Genomic DNA, 21,097 nt, shown 5'->3' with positions numbered 1-21,097 from the left:
CCCATTGGACGTAAGTCTATAAGGCGCGACGAACGTTTCGCTGCTTGTCCCGGGTGTCAAATAGCCGACGAAAGGCAGTTTGCATGCAGGGGTTTTGCGGTCTGAACTTGAATAACGGGGTTTTTTTGACGAGACGACCATGGCAGAGCATGACGACATCCTGAGCGACGCCGAGCGAGAGGCGTTGGCCGTGGTGAGTGCACCCGTCGCGCCCAGGCCCGTGGTACTGGTGGTGGACGACAACCCGGTGAACAGCGAAGCGCTGAGCCTGTACCTGAAGAGCCGGGGTATCGCCTGCATGACGGCCGACGGTGCGCAGGAGGCGATGTTGAAGCTGCACTATGAGCCGCGTATCGCCCTGATGATCACCGACCTGCGCATGGAGCCCAAGGACGGCCTGGAGCTGATCCGCCAGGTTCGCGAATCGGAACGGGCGGCGCTGTCGATCATCGTGGTGTCGGGCGACACCGATGTGAAAGAGGCGGTGGACGTGATGCACCTGGGGGTGGTGGATTTCCTGCTCAAGCCCGTGGACCTGGGGAAGCTCCTGGAGCTGGTGCGACGTGAGTTGAGAATGGATCAGGGCTGAAAACGATCGCGGGGCCAGCCCGCTCCCACGCTGGACTGGCGTGGGAGCGGGCTGGCCCCGCGATGCGTTGCAGGTGGCTTACACCCCGTTACGCGCCTTGAACTCGCGACGACGACGGTGCAGCACCGGCTCGGTGTAGCCGTTCGGCTGCTTGGCGCCTTCGACCACCAGCTCCACGGCGGCCTGGAACGCGATGTTGTCATCGAAGTTCGGCGCCATCGGGCGGTACAGGGCGTCCCCCGCGTTCTGCTTGTCGACCACCGCGGCCATGCGCTTGAGGCTTTCCAGCACCTGATCCTGGGTGACCACGCCATGGCGCAGCCAGTTGGCCAGCAGCTGGGCCGAGATGCGCAGGGTGGCGCGGTCTTCCATCAGGCCGACATCGTTGATGTCCGGCACCTTCGAGCAACCCACGCCCTGGTCGATCCAACGCACCACGTAGCCGAGAATGCCCTGGGCATTGTTGTCCAGCTCGTTGCGGATCTCGTCGGCCGACCAGTGGGTGTCGGCGGCCAGCGGGATGGTCAGGATGTCGTCGACCGAAGCCGGGGTGCGCGAAGCCAGCTCGCGCTGGCGCGCCTGCACATCGACCTTGTGGTAGTGCAGGGCGTGCAGGGTGGCGGCGGTCGGCGACGGTACCCAGGCGGTGTTGGCGCCGGCCAGCGGGTGGGCGATCTTCTGCTCGAGCATGGCGGCCATCAGGTCGGGCATGGCCCACATGCCCTTGCCAATCTGCGCGCGGCCCTGCAGGCCAGTGGCCAGGCCCACGTCGACGTTGTTGTTCTCGTAGGCGCCGATCCACTTCTCGTTCTTCATGGCGCCCTTGCGCACCACGGCGCCGGCTTCCATGGAGGTGTGGATCTCGTCACCGGTGCGGTCGAGGAAGCCGGTGTTGATGAACACCACACGTTCGGCGGCAGCCTTGATGCAGGACTTGAGGTTGACCGTGGTGCGGCGCTCCTCGTCCATGATGCCGACCTTGACGGTGTTGCGCGGCATGCCCAGCAGGTCTTCGACGCGGCTGAAGATCTCGGCGGCGAAGGCCACTTCTTCCGGGCCGTGCATCTTCGGCTTGACGATGTACACGCTGCCGCTGCGGGTGTTCTTGCGGCTGGTGTTGCCGTTGAGGTTGTGCAGGGCGATCAGGTTGGTGAACAGGCCATCCTGGATGCCTTCGGGGATTTCGTTGCCCTGGGCGTCGAGGATCGCCGGGTTGGTCATCAGGTGACCGACGTTGCGTACGAACAGCAGCGAGCGTCCGTGCAAGGTGACGCTGCCACCGTTGGGGGCGGCGTACTCGCGGTCCGGGTTCATGGTGCGGGTGAAGGTCTTGCCGCCCTTGCTGACGCTCTCGGCCAGGTCACCTTTCATCAGGCCCAGCCAGTTGCGGTAGACGATCACCTTGTCGTCGGCGTCGACGGCGGCGACCGAGTCCTCGCAGTCCATGATGGTGGTCAGCGCCGACTCCATCAGGATGTCCTTCACGCCGGCGGCGTCGGTGCTGCCGACCGGGGTGCTGGCATCGACCTGGATTTCGAAGTGCAGGCCGTTGTGTTTGAGCAACACGGCGGTCGGTGCCTTGGCGTCGCCATGGAAGCCGATCAGCTGGGCGTCGTCGCGCAGGCCGCTGTTGCTGCCGCCCTTGAGGGCCACAACGAGCTTGCCGCCTTCGATGCGGTAGCCGGTGGAGTCGACGTGGGAGCCGGCGGCCAGTGGCGCGGCTTCGTCGAGGAAGGCACGGGCGAAGGCGATGACCTTGTCGCCGCGCAGCTTGTTGTAACCCTGGCCTTTCTCGGCGCCGCCCTCGTCGCTGATGACGTCGGTGCCGTAGAGGGCATCGTACAGCGAACCCCAGCGAGCATTGGCGGCGTTCAGGGCGAAGCGGGCGTTCATCACCGGCACCACCAGTTGCGGGCCGGCCATGACGGCAATTTCTTCATCGACGTTCTGGGTGGTGGCCTGGAAGTCCTCGGCCTGTGGCAGCAGGTAGCCGATTTCCCCGAGGAACGCCTTGTACGCCACGGCATCGTGGGCCTGGCCCTTGCGGGCCTGGTGCCAGGCGTCGATCTTCGCTTGCAGCTCGTCGCGCTTGGCGAGCAGGGCTTTGTTCTTGGGAGCGAGGTCGTTGATGATCTTCTCGGCACCGGCCCAGAACTGCTCGGCGTTGATGCCGGTCCCCGGAATGGCTTCGTTGTTGACGAAGTCGAACAGGACCTTGGCGACCTGAAGGCCACCGACTTGAACGTATCCAGTCATTGCTTGCCTCACCTCTGCTCAGCTATTTCGCTTTCGCTCTTCTGTATTAAGCCTGTAGCGCTTCTCTAAACACGGCACCAGTGCGTGCCCACGTGCTCCGGGGGCGGCTGGGTGCGGCTCGCCAGACGGGCCGGCGGGCGGTTGGCGTATTTTCACAGGCGCCTTGGCAGACATCGAAACGACGTTTTGTAGTCCGCGTCGACGCATACTACATGAAGCAGCAGGCAGGTGAACATCAGACTAAAAGCGTCGCTCTGCGACCGGTTGGTCGCATGGGGTCACGCTGGGAGACGACATGTTCGCAAAAAACAGGTGGATTGTTCCAGATAAATCTTGAAACAGTACACGATTGATTGCCATGACTGTCCTGCGGCAGGTTGCCGCGCCTTGCCTATACTGATTCGATCCCCGTATTCCGGTCGCCTGGGGCGGCCTTCGCAGACGAATGAAGGAGTGGCCCGTGGACCATCTCGTACTCACCGTGATCGCCCCGGACAAGGCCGGGCAGGTCGAGCGTATCGCCCAGTGCATCGCCGATCATAATGGCAACTGGCTGGAAAGCCGCATGTCGCGCATGGCTGGGCAGTTCGCCGGGATCCTGCGGGTGGCGGTGCCGGCGGAGAACTATGCCGAACTGGTCGAGTCGCTGCAGAAACTGGGTGACCACGGCATCCGTGTACTCATTGCCGAAAGCGGGATTGAGCCGTCCTGCACCTGGAAACCGATCGCCATGGAGCTGGTGGGCAACGACCGGCCGGGTATCGTCCGTGATATCACCCGCTTGCTGGCCGAGCAAGGGGTGAACGTCGAGCGCCTGAGTACCGAGGTCCGGCCGGCGCCGATGAGCAGCGAGCCGCTGTTTCATGCCGATGCATTGCTGGCGTTGCCGTTGACCTTGTCGCTGGAGGATCTGCAGGCGCGGCTGGAGAGCCTGGCGGATGATCTGATGGTGGAGTTGCGGTTGCGGCCGGAGGAGTGATTCGAGATCGCCGGGGCGCGAAGCGGCCCTGAGGTGGTTATCCCGATTTTGCGGGGAAGCCCCTGTGGATAAGCTGGGGGCGCTACGCTGGAGGCCAGTTACAGCAAGGCCTGGCGAGATTTGAGCAAAAAACGTCCACTATTCAGTGGCTTGTGCACAAACGGCGGGGACGAGGGTGTGGATAACCTTTGGAGCGCTTGCTGCAGGCCACGTTATCCGTGGCTTGCAGCAATATGATCATTTTTTGATCAGGCGCGCTTGCGCAAACTCAGCCAGGCATCGACGCTGTAGACAGCCAGCCCCGCCCAGATAAAGGCGAACGCCATCAATGTGCTCGACGACAGGTGTTCGTCGAACAGCAGCACCGCCTGCAGCAGCACCAGGGTCGGTGCCAGGTACTGCAGGAAGCCCAGTGTTGTGTAGGGCAGGTGGCGTGCGGCGGCGTTGAAACACACCAGCGGTACCAGTGTCACCGGGCCGGCGGCGATCAGCCACAGCGCTTCGCTGCTGCCGAAGAACTCAGGGCTGGCGCTGCTGGCCGTCGGGTGCAGCAGCAACCAGCCGATGGCAATGGGCACCAGCATCCAGGTTTCGACCACCAGCCCTGGCAGCGCCGCCACTGGTGCCTGCTTGCGGATCAAGCCATAGAAGCCAAACGACAGCGCCAGGGCCAGCGACACCCAGGGCAGGCTGCCCACCTGCCACACCTGTTGGGCGACGCCCAAGGCTGCCAAGGCGACCGCCAGCCATTGCAGGCGGCGCAGGCGCTCGCCGAGCAGCAGCATGCCCAGCAGCACGTTGATCAGCGGGTTGATGTAGTAGCCCAGGCTGGCCTCGAGCATGCGCCCGTTGTTCACCGCCCACACGTAGGTCAGCCAGTTGCCGGCGATCAGCATGCCGCTGAGGGCGAGGATCGCCAGGCGCCGCGGGTTGTCGCGCAGTTCGCGCCACCAGCCGGGGTGCTTCCACACCAGCAGCAGGAGCGAGCCGAACAGGGCCGACCAGAGCACGCGGTGGACGATGATTTCCACCGCCGGAACGCTCTGGATCGCTTTGAAGTACAGGGGGAACAGGCCCCAGATGATGTAGGCGCCAAGGCCCAGGAGGTACCCGCGGCGCGGGTTGGCGGCGTGCATGCAGAATCCTTGCTTAGGTAGCTAAATAAAGCGACGCCTATTGTAGACAGAGCGCGGCGTTGACCTAGAACAATTTCAACGGTTGTTCATCGAGCGCGGCGATCTGTTCGCGCAGGGCGAGGATCTGGTCGCCCCAGTAGCGCGGCTGGCCGAACCAGGGGAAGCTCGGCGGGAACGCCGGATCGTCCCAGCGCCGCGCCAGCCAGGCGCTGTAGTGCAACTGGCGCAGGGCGCGCAGCGGCTCGATCAGGGCCAGCTCACGCGGGTCGAAGTCGTGGAATTCGTTGTAGCCGTCGATCAGTTCGGCCAGCTGGCCGAGCCGCTCTTCGCGGCTCCCGGCGAGCATCATCCACAGGTCCTGGACGGCCGGGCCCATGCGGCAGTCGTCGAGGTCGACCACGTGGTAGACGTCGTCACGGTGCATCAGGTTGCCGGGGTGCAGGTCGCCGTGCAGGCGGATTGTCTGGTACGAGGTGCGGGCGTAGATGTCCTCGACCCGCTTGAGCAGGTCGCGGGCCACCGATTCATAAGCCGGCAGCAGCTCGCGGGGCACGAACTCGCCGTCGAGCAGGGTCTTGAGCGAGGCGTGGCCAAAGTTGTCCACAGCCAGCGCTTCGCGGTGCTCGAAGGGTTTACTCGCGCCTACCGCGTGCAGGCGCCCGAGCAACTGCCCGAGGCGATAGAGCTGGTCGAGGTTGCCCGGCTCCGGGGCATGGCCGCCACGGCGTGGGAATAGGGTAAAGCGGAATCCCTGGTGTTCGAACAGGGAGCGCCCATCGTGCAGCAACGGCGCCACCACCGGCACTTCGCACTCGGCCAGCTCACGGGTGAAGGCGTGTTCCTCGAGGATCGCCGCGTCGCTCCAGCGCCCAGGGCGATAGAACTTGGCGATCAGCGGCTGCGCGTCCTCGATGCCCACCTGGTAGACGCGATTCTCGTAGCTGTTGAGCGCCAGCACCCGTGCGTCGCTGAGAAAGCCGAGGCTTTCCACGGCGTCCAGTACGAGGTCGGGGGTGAGGGTGTCGAAGGGATGGGACATGAAAGGCTCCGGTCGCGGGGACTGCGGCCTGCATGTTACCCCAAACCCCGGGCCAAGCCGGCCTGGGCTTCGCGGCCAGGTTAGACCGGCACTCCCAGCAACACGAACGACGGATGAAACTGTACCCGCAGGGCGCTTCCTGGCTGGACCTGCCGTTGCGCCAGCCAGGCTGCCTCGGCGATGGCGCACAAGGTCTGGCCATTGCCCAGCGCCAGGCGCACTTCACCCGGCCCATCCTCTTCGATGAGTACCTCCTCCACCTTGGCCTTCAGGCAGTTGCTCCCTGGCTCCGGCGTCTCAGCCGCGTCCAGCAACCGTACCCAGCCGGCCTTGAGCAGCGCCACCACCGTCCCCCCCAACGCCAGCTCCAGCCGCTCGGTGCTGCCCCGGGTGATCAAGGCCTCGATCTCCAGCCCGCCGCCCAGGTCCAGGCTGATGCGATCATGCCGGCCTTCGCGGCGCAGCCCGCTGATCCGCCCCTGCAGTTGGTTGCGCGCACTGGTACGAAGCATCAGGCGGCCGAGCAGGTCGAGGTCGCTGCTGTCCTCGGCGGACTCGAGAATCTCCGCCTGCAGGGCCTGCAGGCGCTGGTACAGGCACAGCACCCGCTCGCCTTCTGCGGACAGCCGTGCGCCACCGCCGCCGCGGCCGCCGGTGCTGCGCTCCACCAGGGGCTGCGCCGCCAGGTTGTTGAGTTCGTCGATGGCGTCCCAGGCGGCCTTGTAGCTGATGCCCGCAGCCTTGGCGGCGCGGGTGATCGAGCCTTGTTCGGCGACATGCTGCAACAGGGCGATGCGCTGTGGGCGGCGGACGATGTGCTGGGTGAGCAGGGCAGGCAGGGACATGGGCGGGCATCGGGTGTGGTGTAGGTCCCGCGACGTTGCCGCCGTCACCGGGGCAAGTCAAGCCTGGCCCGGCCTGGGCGTGCGCGCTAGGCAGTAGATGTCGACCCGCCGGGCGCCGGCCTGGCGCAGCAGGCGGGCGATGGCCTGTGCGGTCGCCCCGGTGGTCAGTACGTCATCGACCAGTGCCAGGTGCAGGCCGTCGAGCTCGCAGCCGGGAGCAAGGGCAAAGGCCTGGCGCAGGTTGCGGTGCCGGGCCTGGGCGCCAAGGGCCTGCTGCGCCGGGGTATCGCGCACACGCTGGAGCAGGCGCTCGTCACAGGGCAGGCGCAGTTGCCCGGCGAGCCAGCGGGCGAGCATCGCCGCCTGGTTGAAGCCGCGCTGGCGCAGTCGACGCTTGGCCAGCGGCACGGGCAACAGACGGTCCGGCCGTGGCAGGCCTTCGTTGTAGCGGTACGTCAGGCTGTGGCCGAGCAATTGTGCCAACAGCCGCCCCAGCGGCCACTGGCTGCTGTGCTTGAAACGGCTGACCAGGGTGTCGATGGGAAAACCGTAATGCCAGGGCGCGATCACCCGGCTGAATGCCGGTGGGCGACGGCGGCAACCACCGCAGAGAAGGCCGTCCATGGCCAGGGGCAGCGCGCAACGGCGGCACTGCTCATCCAGCCAGGGCAGTGCCTGCTCGCAGGCAATGCACAAAGGATAGAGCTGCTCGCTAGGCTCGTCGCAGAGCAAACAGAATTGATCGGTATTTGTACATATGTAAACCAGCATGTTCTTGATTGGTTGACAGTTCATGCAGCCTTCCGTGACTATGCGAGCTATCCGTGATGCGCTGGAGGGTTTTCCTGTCCCGGCGTCAGTCAGACCATAGATAAGGAAACGCCAATGAGCGCCAGCGCAATTGCAACCACACGTCACGACTGGTCCCTGGCCGAGGTCAAGGCCCTGTTCCTGCAGCCGTTCAACGACCTGCTGTTCCAGGCCCAGACCGTCCACCGCGCGCACTTCGACCCCAATCGCGTGCAGGTTTCCACGCTGCTGTCGATCAAGACCGGCGCCTGCCCGGAAGATTGCAAATATTGTCCGCAGTCCGGTCACTACAACACCGGGCTGGAAAAACAGAAGCTGATGGAAGTGCAGAAAGTGCTGGAGGAGGCCGCCCGGGCCAAGGCCATCGGCTCGACCCGCTTCTGCATGGGCGCGGCGTGGAAGCACCCGTCGGCCAAGGACATGCCCTACGTGCTGGAGATGGTCAAAGGGGTCAAGGCCATGGGCCTGGAAACCTGCATGACCCTCGGCAAGCTCGACCAGGAGCAGACCCAGGCCCTGGCCCAGGCGGGCCTTGACTACTACAACCACAATCTCGATACCTCGCCGGAGTTCTACGCCAGCATCATCACCACCCGCACCTACAGCGAGCGCCTGCAGACTCTGGCCTACGTGCGCGATGCCGGCATGAAGATCTGCTCCGGCGGCATCCTCGGCATGGGCGAGTCGCTGGACGACCGCGCAGGCCTCTTGATCCAGCTGGCCAACCTGCCCGAGCACCCGGAGTCGGTGCCGATCAACATGCTGGTCAAGGTCGCCGGCACGCCGCTGGCCGATGAGGAGGACGTCGATCCGTTCGATTTCATCCGCATGCTGGCTGTGGCCCGGATCCTCATGCCCAAGTCCCATGTGCGCCTGTCGGCCGGTCGCGAGCAGATGAACGAGCAGATGCAGGCCCTGGCGTTCATGGCCGGCGCCAACTCGATCTTCTACGGCGAGAAACTGCTGACCACCGGCAACCCGCAGGCCGACAAGGACATGCAGCTGTTCGCCCGCCTCGGTATCCAGCCGGAAGCTCGTGAAGAACACGCCGACGAAGTGCACCAGGCCGCCATCGAGCAGGCGCTGGTCGAGCAGCGCAGCAGCGAGTTGTTCTACGACGCAGCCTCGGCCTGACTATGGCCTTCGATCTCGCCGCGCGGCTGGCCGAACGGCGTGCCGCCGACCTGTACCGCCAGCGACCACTGCTTGAAAGCCCGCAGGGGCCGCAGGTGGTGGTCGACGGCCAGCCGCTGCTGGCCTTCTGCAGTAACGACTACCTGGGCCTGGCCAATCACCCCGAGGTGATCAAGGCCTGGCGCGACGGCGCCGAACGCTGGGGGGTCGGCGGCGGTGCCTCGCACCTGGTGATCGGCCACAGCACCCCGCACCACGAGGTGGAGGAGGCGCTGGCCGAACTGACGGGCCGGCCGCGTGCGCTGCTGTTCTCCACCGGCTACATGGCCAACCTCGGCGCGATCACCGCGCTGGTCGGGCAGGGCGACACGGTGCTGCAGGACCGCCTCAACCACGCCTCCCTGCTCGACGGCGGGCTGCTCAGCGGCGCCCGCTTCAGCCGCTATCTACACAACGACCCGGCCAGCCTGGCCAGCCGCCTGGACAAAGCGACCGGCAATACCCTGGTGGTCACCGACGGTGTGTTCAGCATGGACGGCGATTGCGCCGACCTGCAGGCCCTGGCCAAGGTGGCCCGCGAGCGTGGTGCCTGGTTGATGGTCGACGATGCCCATGGCCTGGGGACCCTTGGCGCCAAGGGTGGTGGCCTGGTCGAGCATTGCGGCCTCGGCGTCGAGGACGTGCCGGTGTTGATCGGCACGCTGGGTAAGGCCTGTGGTACCTCCGGTGCTTTTGTCGCCGGCAGCGAGGAACTGATCGAGGCGCTGGTGCAGTTCGCCCGGCCCTACATCTACACCACCAGCCAGCCACCGGCGCTGGCCTGCGCCACGCTCAAGGCCCTGGACTTGCTACGCCGCGAACACTGGCGGCGCGAGCACCTGGCGGCGCTGATCCGGCAGTTCCGCACGGGTGCCGAGCAGATCGGCCTGACCCTGATGGACAGCCACACCGCAATCCAGCCGATCCTGATCGGCGATGCGGGGAGGGCGCTGGCATTGTCCCACCTGCTGCGCGAGCGCGGGTTGCTGGTCACGGCGATTCGCCCGCCCACCGTGCCCGCCGGCAGTGCCCGCCTGCGGGTGACCCTGAGCGCCGCCCACGGTGAGGCGCAGGTGCAGCTATTGTTGAATGCATTGGCCGAGTGTTATCCACAACTGGAGTCCGCCGATGCGTAACCGACTGATCCTCCTGCCCGGCTGGGGCCTGGGCACCGCTTCACTGGAGCCGCTGGCCGCCAGCCTGCGCGCCCAGGATCCACGCCTGCAGGTCGAGTTGATGGCGCTGCCGGAACTGGCTCACAGCGATGTCCAGGCCTGGGTCGACCATCTGGACCGCAGGCTGCCGACCGACGTCTGGTTGGGCGGCTGGTCGCTGGGTGGCATGCTCGCCAGCGCCCTGGCGCACAAACGGGGCGACCACTGCTGCGGCTTGCTCACCCTGGCCAGCAACCCCAGCTTCGTGGCCCTGCCCGACTGGCCGCACGGCATGCCCGCCGACACTTTCGGCACCTTCCTCGACGGCTGCCGCAGCCATACCCATGTCACCCTCAAGCGCTTCCGCACCCTGTGCAGCGAGGGCGCGCAGCAACCGCGCACCCTGCTGCGGCAGCTGGGCGTGGGCGTGCCCGACACCGATCCGCTGTACCTGGCAACCGGCCTGGAAGTGCTGGCCAGCCTCGATACCCGCACCGCCCTGGAGCAATACGGCGGCCCGCAGCTGCACCTGTTCGCTGGCAGTGACGCGCTGGTGCCGGTGGAAGCGGCCAAGGCCCTGAGCGACCTGCTGCCCGACGTGGAAGTCGGCCTGGTCGAAGACAGTTCCCACGCTTTCCTGCTGGAGTATCCCCAGGAGCTGGCGGCGGGCATCAAGAGTTTCCTGCATGAGAGTGGTGATGACTGACCTTTCCCAGCCCCCCCTGCCCGGCACCCTGCCGGACAAGCGTCAGGTGGCGGCTTCGTTTTCCCGCGCCGCGGCCAGCTACGACAGCGTCGCGGCCTTGCAGCGCGCGGTGGGCATGGCACTGCTGGAAAAGCTGCCCAGCAACCTTGCGCCTGCGCGCTGGCTGGACATGGGCAGCGGCACCGGCCACTTCAGCCGGGTGCTGGCCGAGCGCTTCGCGCAATCGAGTGGCGTGGCGGTGGATATCGCCGAAGGCATGCTGCGCCATGCCCGCGAGCAGGGCGGCGCCCGGCATCATGTGGCGGGGGACGCCGAGCACCTGCCGTTGCGCGATGGTTGCGTTGACCTTTTGTTCAGCAGCCTGGCGGTGCAGTGGTGCGGTCAGTTCGCCAGCGTGCTGGGCGAGGCGCGGCGGGTGCTGCGCCCCGGCGGCGTGCTGGCCTTCAGCAGTCTGTGCGTGGGCACGCTGGATGAATTGCGCGCCAGCTGGCAGGCCGTGGATGGCATGGTGCACGTCAATCGCTTCCGGCGTTTCGAGGATTACCAGCGTCTGTGCGGTGACAGCGGACTGGAGCTGATCGACCTGGAGCGGCGTCCCCACGTGCTGCATTATCCCGATGTGCGCAGCCTGACCCATGAGCTCAAGGCGCTGGGTGCGCACAACCTCAACCCAGGGCGTCCGTCGGGGCTCACCGGTCGGGCGCGGATGCAGGGCCTGTTGCAGGCCTACGAACAGTACCGCCAGGTGCAAGGCCTGCCGGCCACCTACCAAGTGGTCTACGGCGTCTTACACAAGCCGTCGGACGGAGAGCAGTGACATGAGCCAGGCCTATTTCATTGCTGGCACCGACACCGATGTCGGCAAGACCACCATCGCCGCAGGTTTGCTGCATGCGGCGCGGCAACTGGGATTGAGCACCCTGGCGGCCAAGCCGGTGGCGTCCGGGTGCGTGGTGACGGCCAAGGGGCTGCGTAACAGCGACGCCCTGGCGCTGATCGACGAAAGTTCGGTCAAACTGCCCTATGAAGCGGTCAATCCCTTCGCCTTCGAACCGGCCATCGCTCCGCATGTGGCAGCCCGCGAGGCCGGAGTGGTGCTGAGCGTGCCGGCGTTGCGCGATGCCATGCAGCAGGTACTGGCGCAGCACGCCGATTTCACCTTGATCGAAGGCGCCGGTGGCTGGCGCGTGCCGCTGTCCGACCATGCCAACCTGTCGGACCTGGCCATCGCCCTGAAGCTGCCGGTGATCCTGGTGGTGGGGGTGCGACTTGGGTGCATCAATCACGCCTTGCTCAGTGCCGAGGCCATTGCCCGGGACGGCCTGCAACTGGCGGGATGGGTGGCGAACATCGTCGATCCGCGAACATCGCGCCTGGAAGAAAACCTATCCAGCCTGGCCGAGCGCCTGCCCGCGCCCTGCCTGGGGCGGGTGCCCTGGTTGAAGCAGGCTGGTGCGGACGCGGTGGCTGCGCATTTGCAGCTGGACCTGCTGGATTAGGCCTTTGCCTATTAGCTGGCACTAGGCTATTAGGGATTTAAACGGGCCTTTTTCCCGCTGTGCTGCTTTAATAAGGCCTGTTCCTCATCCAGCGTCATGGAGTCCTGACATGGAAATCAATGCGAGCTCCGCCTTCTACGCGGGCCTGGGTGCCATCCAGAACGGCCAGAACCGTGTCGACCAGGCTGCCCAGCAGATCGCCAGCGGCGCTGTCGAGCGTGGCGCCAGCGGGCAGTCCACCGAATACCAGGCCGAGCGCCTGCGCGGTGTCGACCGCAGCCAGCAGCTGGATCTGGCCACCAGCACCGTGCAACTGGCCTTGGGCAAGCACGAAGTCGAACTCGGTGCCAAAGTCGCCAAGGCTTCCGATGAAATGCTCGGTCGGTTCATCGACACCTACGTCTGACCCGCTGAATTACTTTTGCTTACATCGCGGGGCAAGCCCGCTTCCATCCGTGGGAGCGGGCTTGCCCCGCGATGCGTTTGAGGGCGGTTGGCGTAAATGGCATATTCGGCGGCACAAATGCCGTCGCTAGCCCACCTTGACAGCGAGGCCACCTAAACGTAAGTTTCAAACAACTGTTTGACCGAAAGCCGCCAAGAGCTGGTCGGTATCCGCGGTCTCCCCACCGAACTCATCACAGAGGTTCATCGCAATGCCTGATTACAAAGCCCCCTTGCGTGATATCCGCTTCGTCCGCGACGAGCTGCTCGGCTATGAGGCGCACTATCAGAGCCTGCCGGGCTGCCAGGACGCCACGCCTGACATGGTCGACGCGATCCTGGAGGAAGGCGCGAAGTTCTGTGAAGAGGTGCTGGCCCCGCTGAACCGCGTCGGCGACCTCGAGGGCTGCACCTGGAGCGAGTCGGGCGTGAAGACCCCGACCGGCTTCAAGGAAGCCTACCAGCAGTTCGTCGAGGGCGGCTGGCCGAGCCTGGCCCACGATGTCGAGCACGGCGGCCAGGGCCTGCCCGAGTCGCTGGGCTTGGCCCTGAGCGAAATGGTCGGTGAGTCGAACTGGTCGTGGGGCATGTACCCGGGCCTGTCCCATGGCGCGATGAACACCATCTCCGCCCACGGCACCCCCGAGCAGCAGCACACCTACCTGACCAAGCTGGTGTCCGGCGAGTGGACCGGCACCATGTGCCTGACCGAGCCGCACTGCGGCACCGACCTGGGGATGCTGCGCACCAAGGCCGAACCTCAGGCCGACGGCAGTTACAAGGTTTCCGGCACCAAGATCTTCATCTCGGCCGGTGAGCACGACATGGCCGACAACATCGTCCACATCGTCCTGGCCCGCCTGCCCGACGCCCCGGCTGGCACCAAGGGCATCTCGCTGTTCATCGTGCCGAAGTTCCTGCCCAACGCCGAAGGCGGTGCGGGCGAGCGCAACGGCGTGAGCTGCGGCTCCCTCGAGCACAAGATGGGCATCCACGGCAACGCCACCTGCGTGATGAACTTCGACGGCGCCACCGGCTACCTGATCGGCCCGGCCAACAAAGGCCTGAACTGCATGTTCACCTTCATGAACACCGCTCGCCTGGGTACCGCGCTGCAAGGCCTGGCCCACGCCGAGGTGGCGTTCCAGGGTGGCCTGAAGTACGCCCGTGACCGCCTGCAGATGCGCTCGCTGACCGGCCCGAAAGCGCCGGACAAGGCCGCTGACCCGATCATCGTCCACCCGGACGTGCGTCGCATGCTGCTGACCATGAAGGCCTTTGCCGAAGGCAACCGCGCGATGGTGTACTTCACCGCCAAGCAGGTGGACATCGTCAAGTACAGCCAGGACGAGGAGGAGCGCAAGAAGGCCGACGCCCTGCTGGCCTTCCTGACCCCGATTGCCAAGGCATTCATGACCGAAGTTGGCTTCGAGGCCGCCAACCACGGCGTACAGATCTACGGCGGTCACGGCTTCATCGCCGAGTGGGGCATGGAGCAGAACGTGCGCGATAGCCGTATCTCCATGCTGTACGAAGGCACCACCGGCATCCAGGCCCTCGACCTGCTCGGCCGTAAAGTGCTGATGACCCAGGGCGAGGCACTCAAGGGCTTCACCAAGATCGTCCACAAGTTCTGCCAGGGTCAGGAAGGCAATGTAGCCACCAAGGAGTTCGTCGAGCCGCTGGCTGCGATCAACAAGGAGTGGGGCGAGCTGACCATGAAGATCGGCATGGCCGCGATGAAGGACCGCGAGGAAGTGGGTGCCGCTTCGGTGGACTACCTGATGTACTCGGGCTACGCGTGCCTGGCCTACTTCTGGGCCGACATCGCCCGCCTGGCCGCCGAGAAACTGGCAGCCGGTACCAGCGAAGAGGCGTTCTACACCGCCAAGCTGCAGACTGCGCGCTTCTACTTCCAGCGCATCCTGCCGCGTACCCGCAGCCACGTCGCGGCGATTCTCTCCGGCGCCGACAACCTGATGGCGATGAAGGAAGAAGACTTCGGTCTGTCCATCTAAGCCAGTTGGTTGTACGAAAAACCGCCTGCCCTCACCGGCAGGCGGTTTTTTTTCGCCTGGATTTCAGCTGCGACTTACGCGGTCGTCTGTGGGAGCGGCCTTGCGTCGCGAAAGGGCTGCAGAGCAGCCCCAGGATTCCAGCGTTGATGCAAAGATCGCCGGGGCTGCTTTGCAGCCCTTTCGCGACGCAAGGCCGCTCCCACAGGGAACGCGTAAACAGGAAAAATCCTACCGGGTGTCGCATCCCGTAACGAGAAAGTCTCAAGCTTGGCCCCTGATCTGCCGTTAAAGCGGGCATCTGTATTCATCTATTCATGTGCACTGCCGATGAAGTAGGGGCACAATGCCATTATTGATCTGCCGGGTCGGAGATTACCCTTGTTTCGTCTATCCGCTGTACGCGCGAGCCACTTCCTGCCTTCGCTTATTCTGTTGCTGGCAGGGCTTGCGGCAGCCTATGTAAGGGACCTCAGCGTCTTCTTCACATCGCTGTTCAACGTTCTACCCACCTTGGTGCTGTTGCTGGGTGGCGCCTACTGCGCCGTGTACCGCCGCCAGCGCGAGCTGTTCCTGATGGTCACGGTGTATATCGCCTATTTCCTGCTCGATACCCAGACCGATTTCTACCGCGACAACGGCCGGGTCCGCGAGGATGCGGCGGTGATCTTCCACCTGGTGTGCCTGCTGCTGCCGGCGCTGTTCGGCCTGTACGGGGCGTGGCAGGAACGCACCCACCTGGCCCAGGACCTGCTGGCGCGCTTCGCCGTGCTGTTCGCCGTGAGCAGCGTGGCGGTGGCGCTGGAGCAGAGTTTTCCCGAGGCGCTGCTGGGCTGGCTGGCCGAGATCCGCTGGCCCGCGCTGCATGGCCAGTGGATGAGCCTGATCCAGCTGGCCTACCCCTTGTTCCTGGCGGTGTTCATCCTGCTGGTGGTGCAGTACCTGCGCGAGCCAAGGCCGTTGCATGCCGCGCAGATCATCGGCCTGATCGGCATCTTCTGGATGCTGCCCAAGACCTTCATCCTGCCGTTCACCCTGAACATCATGTGCAGCCAGGTGATGCTGATGATCGCCGCTGCGGTGTCCCACGAGGCCTACCAGATGGCCTTCCGCGACGAGCTGACCGGCCTGCCCGGGCGGCGGGCCCTCAACGAGCGCATGCAGCGCCTGGGGCGCAACTATGTGATCGCCATGACCGACGTCGACCACTTCAAGAAATTCAACGACACCCACGGCCACGACGTCGGTGACCAGGTCTTGCGCCTGGTCGCCAGCCGCCTTTCCAAGGTGACCGGCGGCGGGCGCGCCTACCGTTACGGCGGCGAGGAGTTCGCCCTGGTGTTCGCCGGCAAGACCGCCGAAGAGTGCCTGCCGCACCTGGAGGCGGTGCGCGAGATGATCGCCAACTACGCCATCCAGCTGCGCGACCAGAACAGCCGGCCGCAGGATGATTCCACCGGGCGCCAGCGCCGTGGCGCAGGGGCCAACACCACGGTGTCGGTGACCATCAGCATCGGCGTCGCCGAACGCCAGGTCGAGCACCGCAATCCCGACGAAGTGCTCAAGTCTGCCGACCAGGCGTTGTACAGCGCCAAGGGCGCGGGGCGTAACTGCGTCATGACCTTCGGCCAGCAATCGAGGCGCGGCGCCGTGCGCATGGCGTGAGTTGTTGTGTGACTATGTAAGACTATTCGGTCGCATGATGACCCTATGTCTCGTAAAAGTTGTTCGGTTACACTGCGGTCATCCCAGTGCCGCGGCCCCGACGGGCCGCCCCGACCCCGATAGCGAGAGGTTGTCATGGCTGAATATAAAGCGCCCCTGCGCGATATGCGCTTCGTCCTCAATGAAGTCTTCGACGTGGCCACGCTCTGGTCGCAACTGCCCGGCCTGGCCGAGGCGGTCGATGCGGACACGGCCATGGCCGTGCTGGAGGAGGCCGGCAAGGTCACCGGCAAGACAATCGCGCCGCTGAGCCGCGCCGCCGACGAAGAGGGTTGCCACTGGGACAACGGTTCGGTGCGTACCCCGGCGGGCTTCATCGAGGCCTACCAGACTTATGCCGAAGGGGGTTGGGTCGGCGTTGGCGGAGATCCGCTCTTCGGTGGCATGGGCATGCCCAAGGTCGTCTCGGCGCAGGTCGAGGAGATGGTCAACGCCTCGAGCCTGGCCTTCGGCCTGTACCCGATGCTGACCGCCGGCGCCTGCCTGTCGATCAACGCCCACGCCAGTGAAGCGCTCAAGGAAAAGTACCTGCCGAACATGTACGCCGGCGTCTGGGCCGGTTCCATGTGCCTCACCGAGCCCCACGCCGGTACCGACCTGGGCATCATCCGCACCAAGGCCGAGCCTCAGGCCGACGGCAGCTACAAGATCAGCGGCACGAAGATCTTCATCACCGGCGGCGAGCACGACCTCACCGAGAACATCATCCACCTGGTGCTGGCCAAGCTGCCGGACGCCCCGGCAGGTCCGAAGGGCATCTCGCTGTTCCTGGTGCCCAAGTTCCTGGTCAATGAGGATGGCAGCCTCGGCGCGCGCAACCCGGCCACTTGCGGCTCGATCGAGCACAAGATGGGCATCCAGGGCTCGGCCACCTGCGTGATGAACTTCGACGAGGCGGTCGGCTACATCGTCGGTGAGCCGAACAAGGGCCTGGCGGCCATGTTCACCATGATGAACTACGAGCGCCTGGGGGTCGGTATCCAGGGCCTGGCTTCGGCCGAGCGCTCCTACCAGAACGCCGTGGAGTACGCCCGCGACCGTCTGCAGAGCCGTGCTCCGACCGGGCCACAGGCCAAGGACAAGGTGGCCGACCCGATCATCGTCCACCCGGACGTGCGCCGCATGCTGCTGACCATGAAGGCGCTGACCGAAGGCGGTCGCGCGTTCTCCACCTATGTGGCGATGCAGCTCGACAGCGCCAAGTACAGTGAAGACGCCGCGGTCCGCAAGCGCAGCGAGGAGCTGGTGGCGCTGCTGACCCCGGTGGCCAAGGCCTTCCTCACCGACCTGGGCCTGGAGTGCACCGTGCATGGCCAGCAGGTCTTCGGCGGCCATGGCTACATCCGCGAATGGGGCCAGGAGCAACTGGTGCGCGATGTGCGCATCACCCAGATCTACGAAGGCACCAACGGTATCCAGGCGCTGGACCTGGTCGGCCGCAAGGTGGTGGCCAGCGGCGGCGCCTACTACACGCTGTTCGCCGACGAGATCCGCCAGTTCATCGCCACTGCAGGCGGCGAGCTGGGTGAATTCACCAAGCCGCTGGCGGCATCCCTTGATCAGCTCGATGAGCTGACTGCCTGGGTGCTGGACCAGGCCAAGGGCAACCCCAACGAAATCGGCGCGGCCTCGGTCGAGTACCTGCACGCGTTCGGCTACGTCGCCTACGCCTACATGTGGGCATTGATGGCGCGGGCGGCCAAGGCCGGTGACGGGGATGCCGACTTCTACGGTGCCAAGTTGGGCACGGCGCGGTTCTACTTCGCACGCCTGCTGCCACGGGTTCACTCGCTGGTGGCATCGGTGAAGGCGGGGAGCGAGTCGCTCTATCTGCTGGACGCCGCGCAGTTCTAACCATTGCTGGGCTGCATAGCAGTCCGTTGCGGCTCAAGGCTGCTCTTGCAGGGGGATGCAATCCTTCTGCAGGGGCGGCCTTTTGCTTTGTCAGGGTGGTGTGTTTGTGCAAGGACTGCTTTTGTAAGCTTTGGCTTACACGACGTAGTGACGTTTCGCCTCTTTCCTAAGATTGGATCCACGGTTACTCTTTCTTACATGGACGTAGCGCAGGACGCGCAATGGACAGAGCAGGACGCCTTACACGGAAGTAGCGCAGGAAGCGCGAAAAGATAGAACAGGGACACGAAGGATTTCCTGCCAGGACGGCGGGTTGATAGGGATGTCGAAGGGAAACAGTCTGGAAAACCCCGCTTAGGCGGGGTTTTCTTTGTGCGCGTATTTTTCAGCCGAGCACATCCAGTGGCGAGGCACCCAGCTGACGTGGGTCGGCTTCCTCTTCCAGCAAGGTCCGCAGCAGCTCCACCGAAGCCTGCTGGCGCTGGGCATCGCGGAACACCAGGCCGACCTTGAGCGGCACCCGCGGCTCGCTCAGGGGCTTCCACAGCAGTTCCTGGTCGTCCTGCGCGGCATCCTTGGCCCGGCCCGGCAGGATGGTCGCCAGCGCCGTGTGCGCCAGGCTGTCGAGGATCCCCGCCATGTTGTTCATCTCGGCCTGCACCTGGGGCCTGCGACCCTGGCTGGCCAGCTGCGCCTTCCAGATCTGGCGGATCTGGAACTCCTCGCCGAGCATCAGCATCGGCAGCTCCGCCGCCTGGCGGATAGAGACCTTCTTGAAGTCTTTCAGCGGGTGGGTCCTGGGGATCACCAGCTGAAGCTCATCCTCGTACAGCAGTAAACCATGCAGCCCCGGCTGGCGCGGCGGCAGGTAGCTGATGCCGATGTCCAGGCTGCCATTGAGCAGGCGCCGCTCGATCTCCGACCCTGACAGTTCATAGATCTGCACCACCAGATGCGGCTGGGCCTTGCGCACCCTTTCCAGCAACTGTGGCACCAGGCTTGGCCGCACGGTCTGCAGCACGCCGATGGCCAGGGTGCGCAGCGACTGGCCCTTGAAGTTGCCCATGGCTTCGTGGGCCCGTTGCAGACCGTCGAGCAGGGGCACGGCGTGGTTGTACAGGGTATGGGCGGCCAGCGTGGGCAGCAGGCGCTTGTTGCTGCGTTCGAACAGGCTCAGGTCGAGGCTATGTTCCAGCTGGCGGATCTGCTGCGACAGTGCCGGCTGCGACAGTGACAGACGTTCGGCGGCGCGGCCCACATGGCCCTCTTCGTAGACCGCGACGAAGTAACGCAGTTGTCGGAAATCCATAAGTGATACTTATCGAAAAAGCTGGAAAAACGAAATGGCCGCAAATTGGCCGTAAGCCTAGTCTATCGCCGTATTCCAACGGGTTACAGCGGTCTTCAAGGCGATTGTTACCCCGAATGAAAAACACTTTTGATAGGCAAGGCAAAATATCCGATTCCGGCGCCAGACCGGAACCTTGACCGCCCACCCGTGATTGGCCGGAGCCCCGATGAACCTGTTCAACCTGCGCCGCTCGGCGCCCGCCGTCGCCGAGCCCAAGCGTGCTCCGGTGATCGAGCCGGCCGGCGCGCAGCTCTCCCGCGAGCGGCTGATGCCCAGCACCGAGCGTGCGCCGCAGGTGTTCGTGCGTGGCCAGGGTTCCTGGTTGTGGGACAGCGAGGGGCACGCCTACCTGGACTTCACCCAGGGTTGCGCGGTCAACAGCCTGGGGCACAGCCCGAGCGTGCTGGTCAAGGCGCTGGGCAACCAGGCCCAGGCGCTGATCAACCCCGGTGCGGGCTATCACAGCCGCGGTCTGCTGAGCCTGGTCGAGCTACTATGCCAGCGCACTGGCAGTGACCAGGCCTACCTGCTCAACAGCGGTGCCGAAGCCTGCGAGGGCGCGATCAAGCTGGCGCGCAAGTGGGGCCAGCTACACCGCAACGGCGCCTATCACATCATCACCGCCAGCCAGGGTTGCCATGGGCGCACCCTTGGGGCGTTGTCGGCTTCCGATCCGCTGCCGTGCAACCGCTGCGAGCCCGGCTTGCCGGGCTTCAGCAAAGTGCCGTTCAACGACTTGGCGGCGCTGCACGCGGCGGTCGACTCGCGCACCGTGGCGATCATGCTCGAGCCGATCCAGGGCGAAGCCGGCGTGATCCCGGCCACCCGTGATTACCTCCAGGGTGTCGAGCGCCTATGCCGTGAGCTTGGCATTCTGCTGATTCTCGATGAAGTGCAGACCGGTGTAGGACGCTGCGGCACCCTATTGGCAGAAGAATCCTACGGAGTGCGGGCCGACATCATCACTCTCGGCAAGGGCCTGGGCGGTGGCGTGCCGCTGGCGGCGCTACTGGCTCGTGGCCGTGCCTGCTGCGCCGAACCGGGCGAGCTGGAGGGCAGCCACCATGGCAACGCGCTGATGAGCGCCGCAGGGTTGGCCGTGTTGCAGACCGTGCTGGAGGCGGGCTTCTTCGAGCAGGTGCTGGACAGTGGCCGGCACCTGCGCGATGGCCTGAGCCGCCTGGCGGGTCGCTACGGCCAGGGCGAGGTGCGTGGCCAGGGGCTGCTGTGGGGTCTGCAACTGCGTGAAGACAGCGCGGCGCAGCTGGTCGAGGCCGCGCTGCAGGAGGGCTTGCTGCTCAATGCGCCGCAGGTCGACGTGGTGCGGTTCTCGCCGGCGCTGACCGTGAGCAAGGGCAATATCGACGAGATGCTCCTGCGCCTGGCCCGGGCGTTCGCCCGCCTGCATGCCCAGCAGCACAACCGCCGCGAAGTGCCGGCCTGACCGATTGCTCCGGCATACAGAATTTCAACGAACCGTCTGGCGTTCCTGCGCATCGCCCCTGGCCTGAAATACATGGCC

The 21,097-nt window shown here is 65.2% G+C and carries 18 protein-coding genes; 12 read left to right on the top strand and 6 right to left on the bottom strand.

Annotation, left to right across the window (positions count from 1 at the left end; translation table 11 throughout):
- Nucleotides 1-139 precede the first annotated feature (139 nt).
- On the top strand, nt 140-589 hold the full coding sequence (locus AC25M7_RS20995; protein WP_028689077.1) for a response regulator: 450 nt from the start codon (nt 140-142) through the stop codon (nt 587-589).
- A 78-nt stretch (nt 590-667) separates the two neighbouring features.
- Here AC25M7_RS20995 and AC25M7_RS20990 read toward each other — a convergent pair whose 3' ends face one another.
- A complete protein-coding gene (locus AC25M7_RS20990; RefSeq protein WP_486971415.1) occupies nt 668-2,845 on the bottom strand; it encodes a malate synthase G in 2,178 nt (725 codons plus the stop codon).
- A gap of 460 nt (nt 2,846-3,305) precedes the next feature.
- Here AC25M7_RS20990 and AC25M7_RS20985 point away from each other — a divergent pair, with 460 nt between their 5' ends.
- Nucleotides 3,306-3,824: a glycine cleavage system transcriptional repressor gene (locus AC25M7_RS20985; RefSeq protein WP_028689075.1), complete on the top strand. Its 519-nt coding sequence runs from the start codon at nt 3,306-3,308 to the stop codon at nt 3,822-3,824.
- A 248-nt stretch (nt 3,825-4,072) separates the two neighbouring features.
- On the opposite strand, the gene rarD is transcribed toward AC25M7_RS20985, so the two are convergent.
- From rarD to AC25M7_RS20965, 4 genes are all read right to left on the bottom strand, one after another.
- Nucleotides 4,073-4,960, bottom strand: a complete 888-nt coding sequence (rarD, locus tag AC25M7_RS20980) for an EamA family transporter RarD (RefSeq protein WP_486971414.1) — start codon at nt 4,958-4,960, stop codon at nt 4,073-4,075.
- A gap of 64 nt (nt 4,961-5,024) precedes the next feature.
- Nucleotides 5,025-5,999, bottom strand: coding sequence for a serine/threonine protein kinase (locus AC25M7_RS20975; RefSeq protein WP_028689073.1), 975 nt, complete (start codon nt 5,997-5,999; stop codon nt 5,025-5,027).
- 80 nt (nt 6,000-6,079) lie between these two features.
- Nucleotides 6,080-6,844, bottom strand: coding sequence for a TOBE domain-containing protein (locus AC25M7_RS20970; protein WP_062362918.1), 765 nt, complete (start codon nt 6,842-6,844; stop codon nt 6,080-6,082).
- Between the two features lie 57 nt (nt 6,845-6,901).
- Nucleotides 6,902-7,639 carry a ComFC family protein gene (locus tag AC25M7_RS20965; RefSeq protein ID WP_486971413.1) on the bottom strand — a complete coding sequence of 246 codons (738 nt, stop codon included), beginning with the start codon at nt 7,637-7,639 and terminating at the stop codon, nt 6,902-6,904.
- A 90-nt stretch (nt 7,640-7,729) separates the two neighbouring features.
- Between AC25M7_RS20965 and bioB the strand changes: the two genes are divergently transcribed.
- From bioB to AC25M7_RS20920, 9 genes are all read left to right on the top strand, one after another.
- Complete coding sequence (bioB, locus tag AC25M7_RS20960; RefSeq protein ID WP_028689070.1) at nt 7,730-8,788, top strand: biotin synthase BioB; 1,059 nt, start codon at nt 7,730-7,732, stop codon at nt 8,786-8,788.
- 2 nt (nt 8,789-8,790) lie between these two features.
- A complete protein-coding gene (gene bioF / locus AC25M7_RS20955; RefSeq protein ID WP_213882749.1) occupies nt 8,791-9,963 on the top strand; it encodes an 8-amino-7-oxononanoate synthase in 1,173 nt (390 codons plus the stop codon).
- A complete protein-coding gene (locus AC25M7_RS20950) occupies nt 9,956-10,687 on the top strand; it encodes an alpha/beta fold hydrolase (protein ID WP_486971412.1) in 732 nt (243 codons plus the stop codon). Before bioF ends, AC25M7_RS20950 begins: the two co-directional genes overlap by 8 nt.
- Nucleotides 10,680-11,504 (top strand): malonyl-ACP O-methyltransferase BioC, encoded by an 825-nt coding sequence (gene bioC, locus AC25M7_RS20945; RefSeq protein WP_028689067.1) that lies wholly within the window; start codon nt 10,680-10,682, stop codon nt 11,502-11,504. Before AC25M7_RS20950 ends, bioC begins: the two co-directional genes overlap by 8 nt.
- A 1-nt stretch (nt 11,505) precedes the next feature.
- The gene (gene bioD, locus AC25M7_RS20940) at nt 11,506-12,186 is read left to right on the top strand and encodes a dethiobiotin synthase (protein ID WP_486971411.1); all 681 of its coding nucleotides are present in this window, start codon (nt 11,506-11,508) and stop codon (nt 12,184-12,186) included.
- A gap of 109 nt (nt 12,187-12,295) precedes the next feature.
- The gene (locus AC25M7_RS20935; RefSeq protein WP_028689065.1) at nt 12,296-12,592 is read left to right on the top strand and encodes a hypothetical protein; all 297 of its coding nucleotides are present in this window, start codon (nt 12,296-12,298) and stop codon (nt 12,590-12,592) included.
- A gap of 250 nt (nt 12,593-12,842) precedes the next feature.
- Nucleotides 12,843-14,648: a phenylacyl-CoA dehydrogenase gene (locus tag AC25M7_RS20930; protein ID WP_486971410.1), complete on the top strand. Its 1,806-nt coding sequence runs from the start codon at nt 12,843-12,845 to the stop codon at nt 14,646-14,648.
- A 378-nt stretch (nt 14,649-15,026) separates the two neighbouring features.
- Complete coding sequence (locus AC25M7_RS20925; RefSeq protein WP_028689063.1) at nt 15,027-16,310, top strand: GGDEF domain-containing protein; 1,284 nt, start codon at nt 15,027-15,029, stop codon at nt 16,308-16,310.
- A 135-nt stretch (nt 16,311-16,445) separates the two neighbouring features.
- Nucleotides 16,446-18,224 (top strand): acyl-CoA dehydrogenase C-terminal domain-containing protein, encoded by a 1,779-nt coding sequence (locus AC25M7_RS20920; RefSeq protein ID WP_062362933.1) that lies wholly within the window; start codon nt 16,446-16,448, stop codon nt 18,222-18,224.
- Between the two features lie 385 nt (nt 18,225-18,609).
- Here AC25M7_RS20920 and AC25M7_RS20915 read toward each other — a convergent pair whose 3' ends face one another.
- The gene (locus AC25M7_RS20915) at nt 18,610-19,533 is read right to left on the bottom strand and encodes a LysR family transcriptional regulator (protein WP_062362936.1); all 924 of its coding nucleotides are present in this window, start codon (nt 19,531-19,533) and stop codon (nt 18,610-18,612) included.
- 208 nt (nt 19,534-19,741) lie between these two features.
- On the opposite strand from AC25M7_RS20915, the gene AC25M7_RS20910 reads away from it, so the two are divergent.
- Nucleotides 19,742-21,019 carry an aspartate aminotransferase family protein gene (locus AC25M7_RS20910; RefSeq protein WP_088852403.1) on the top strand — a complete coding sequence of 426 codons (1,278 nt, stop codon included), beginning with the start codon at nt 19,742-19,744 and terminating at the stop codon, nt 21,017-21,019.
- The last annotated feature ends 78 nt before the right edge of the window (nt 21,020-21,097 follow it).

Source organism: Pseudomonas sp. P106(2024) (assembly GCF_057480815.1).
This window is presented reverse-complemented; position numbering and strand designations above follow the sequence as displayed.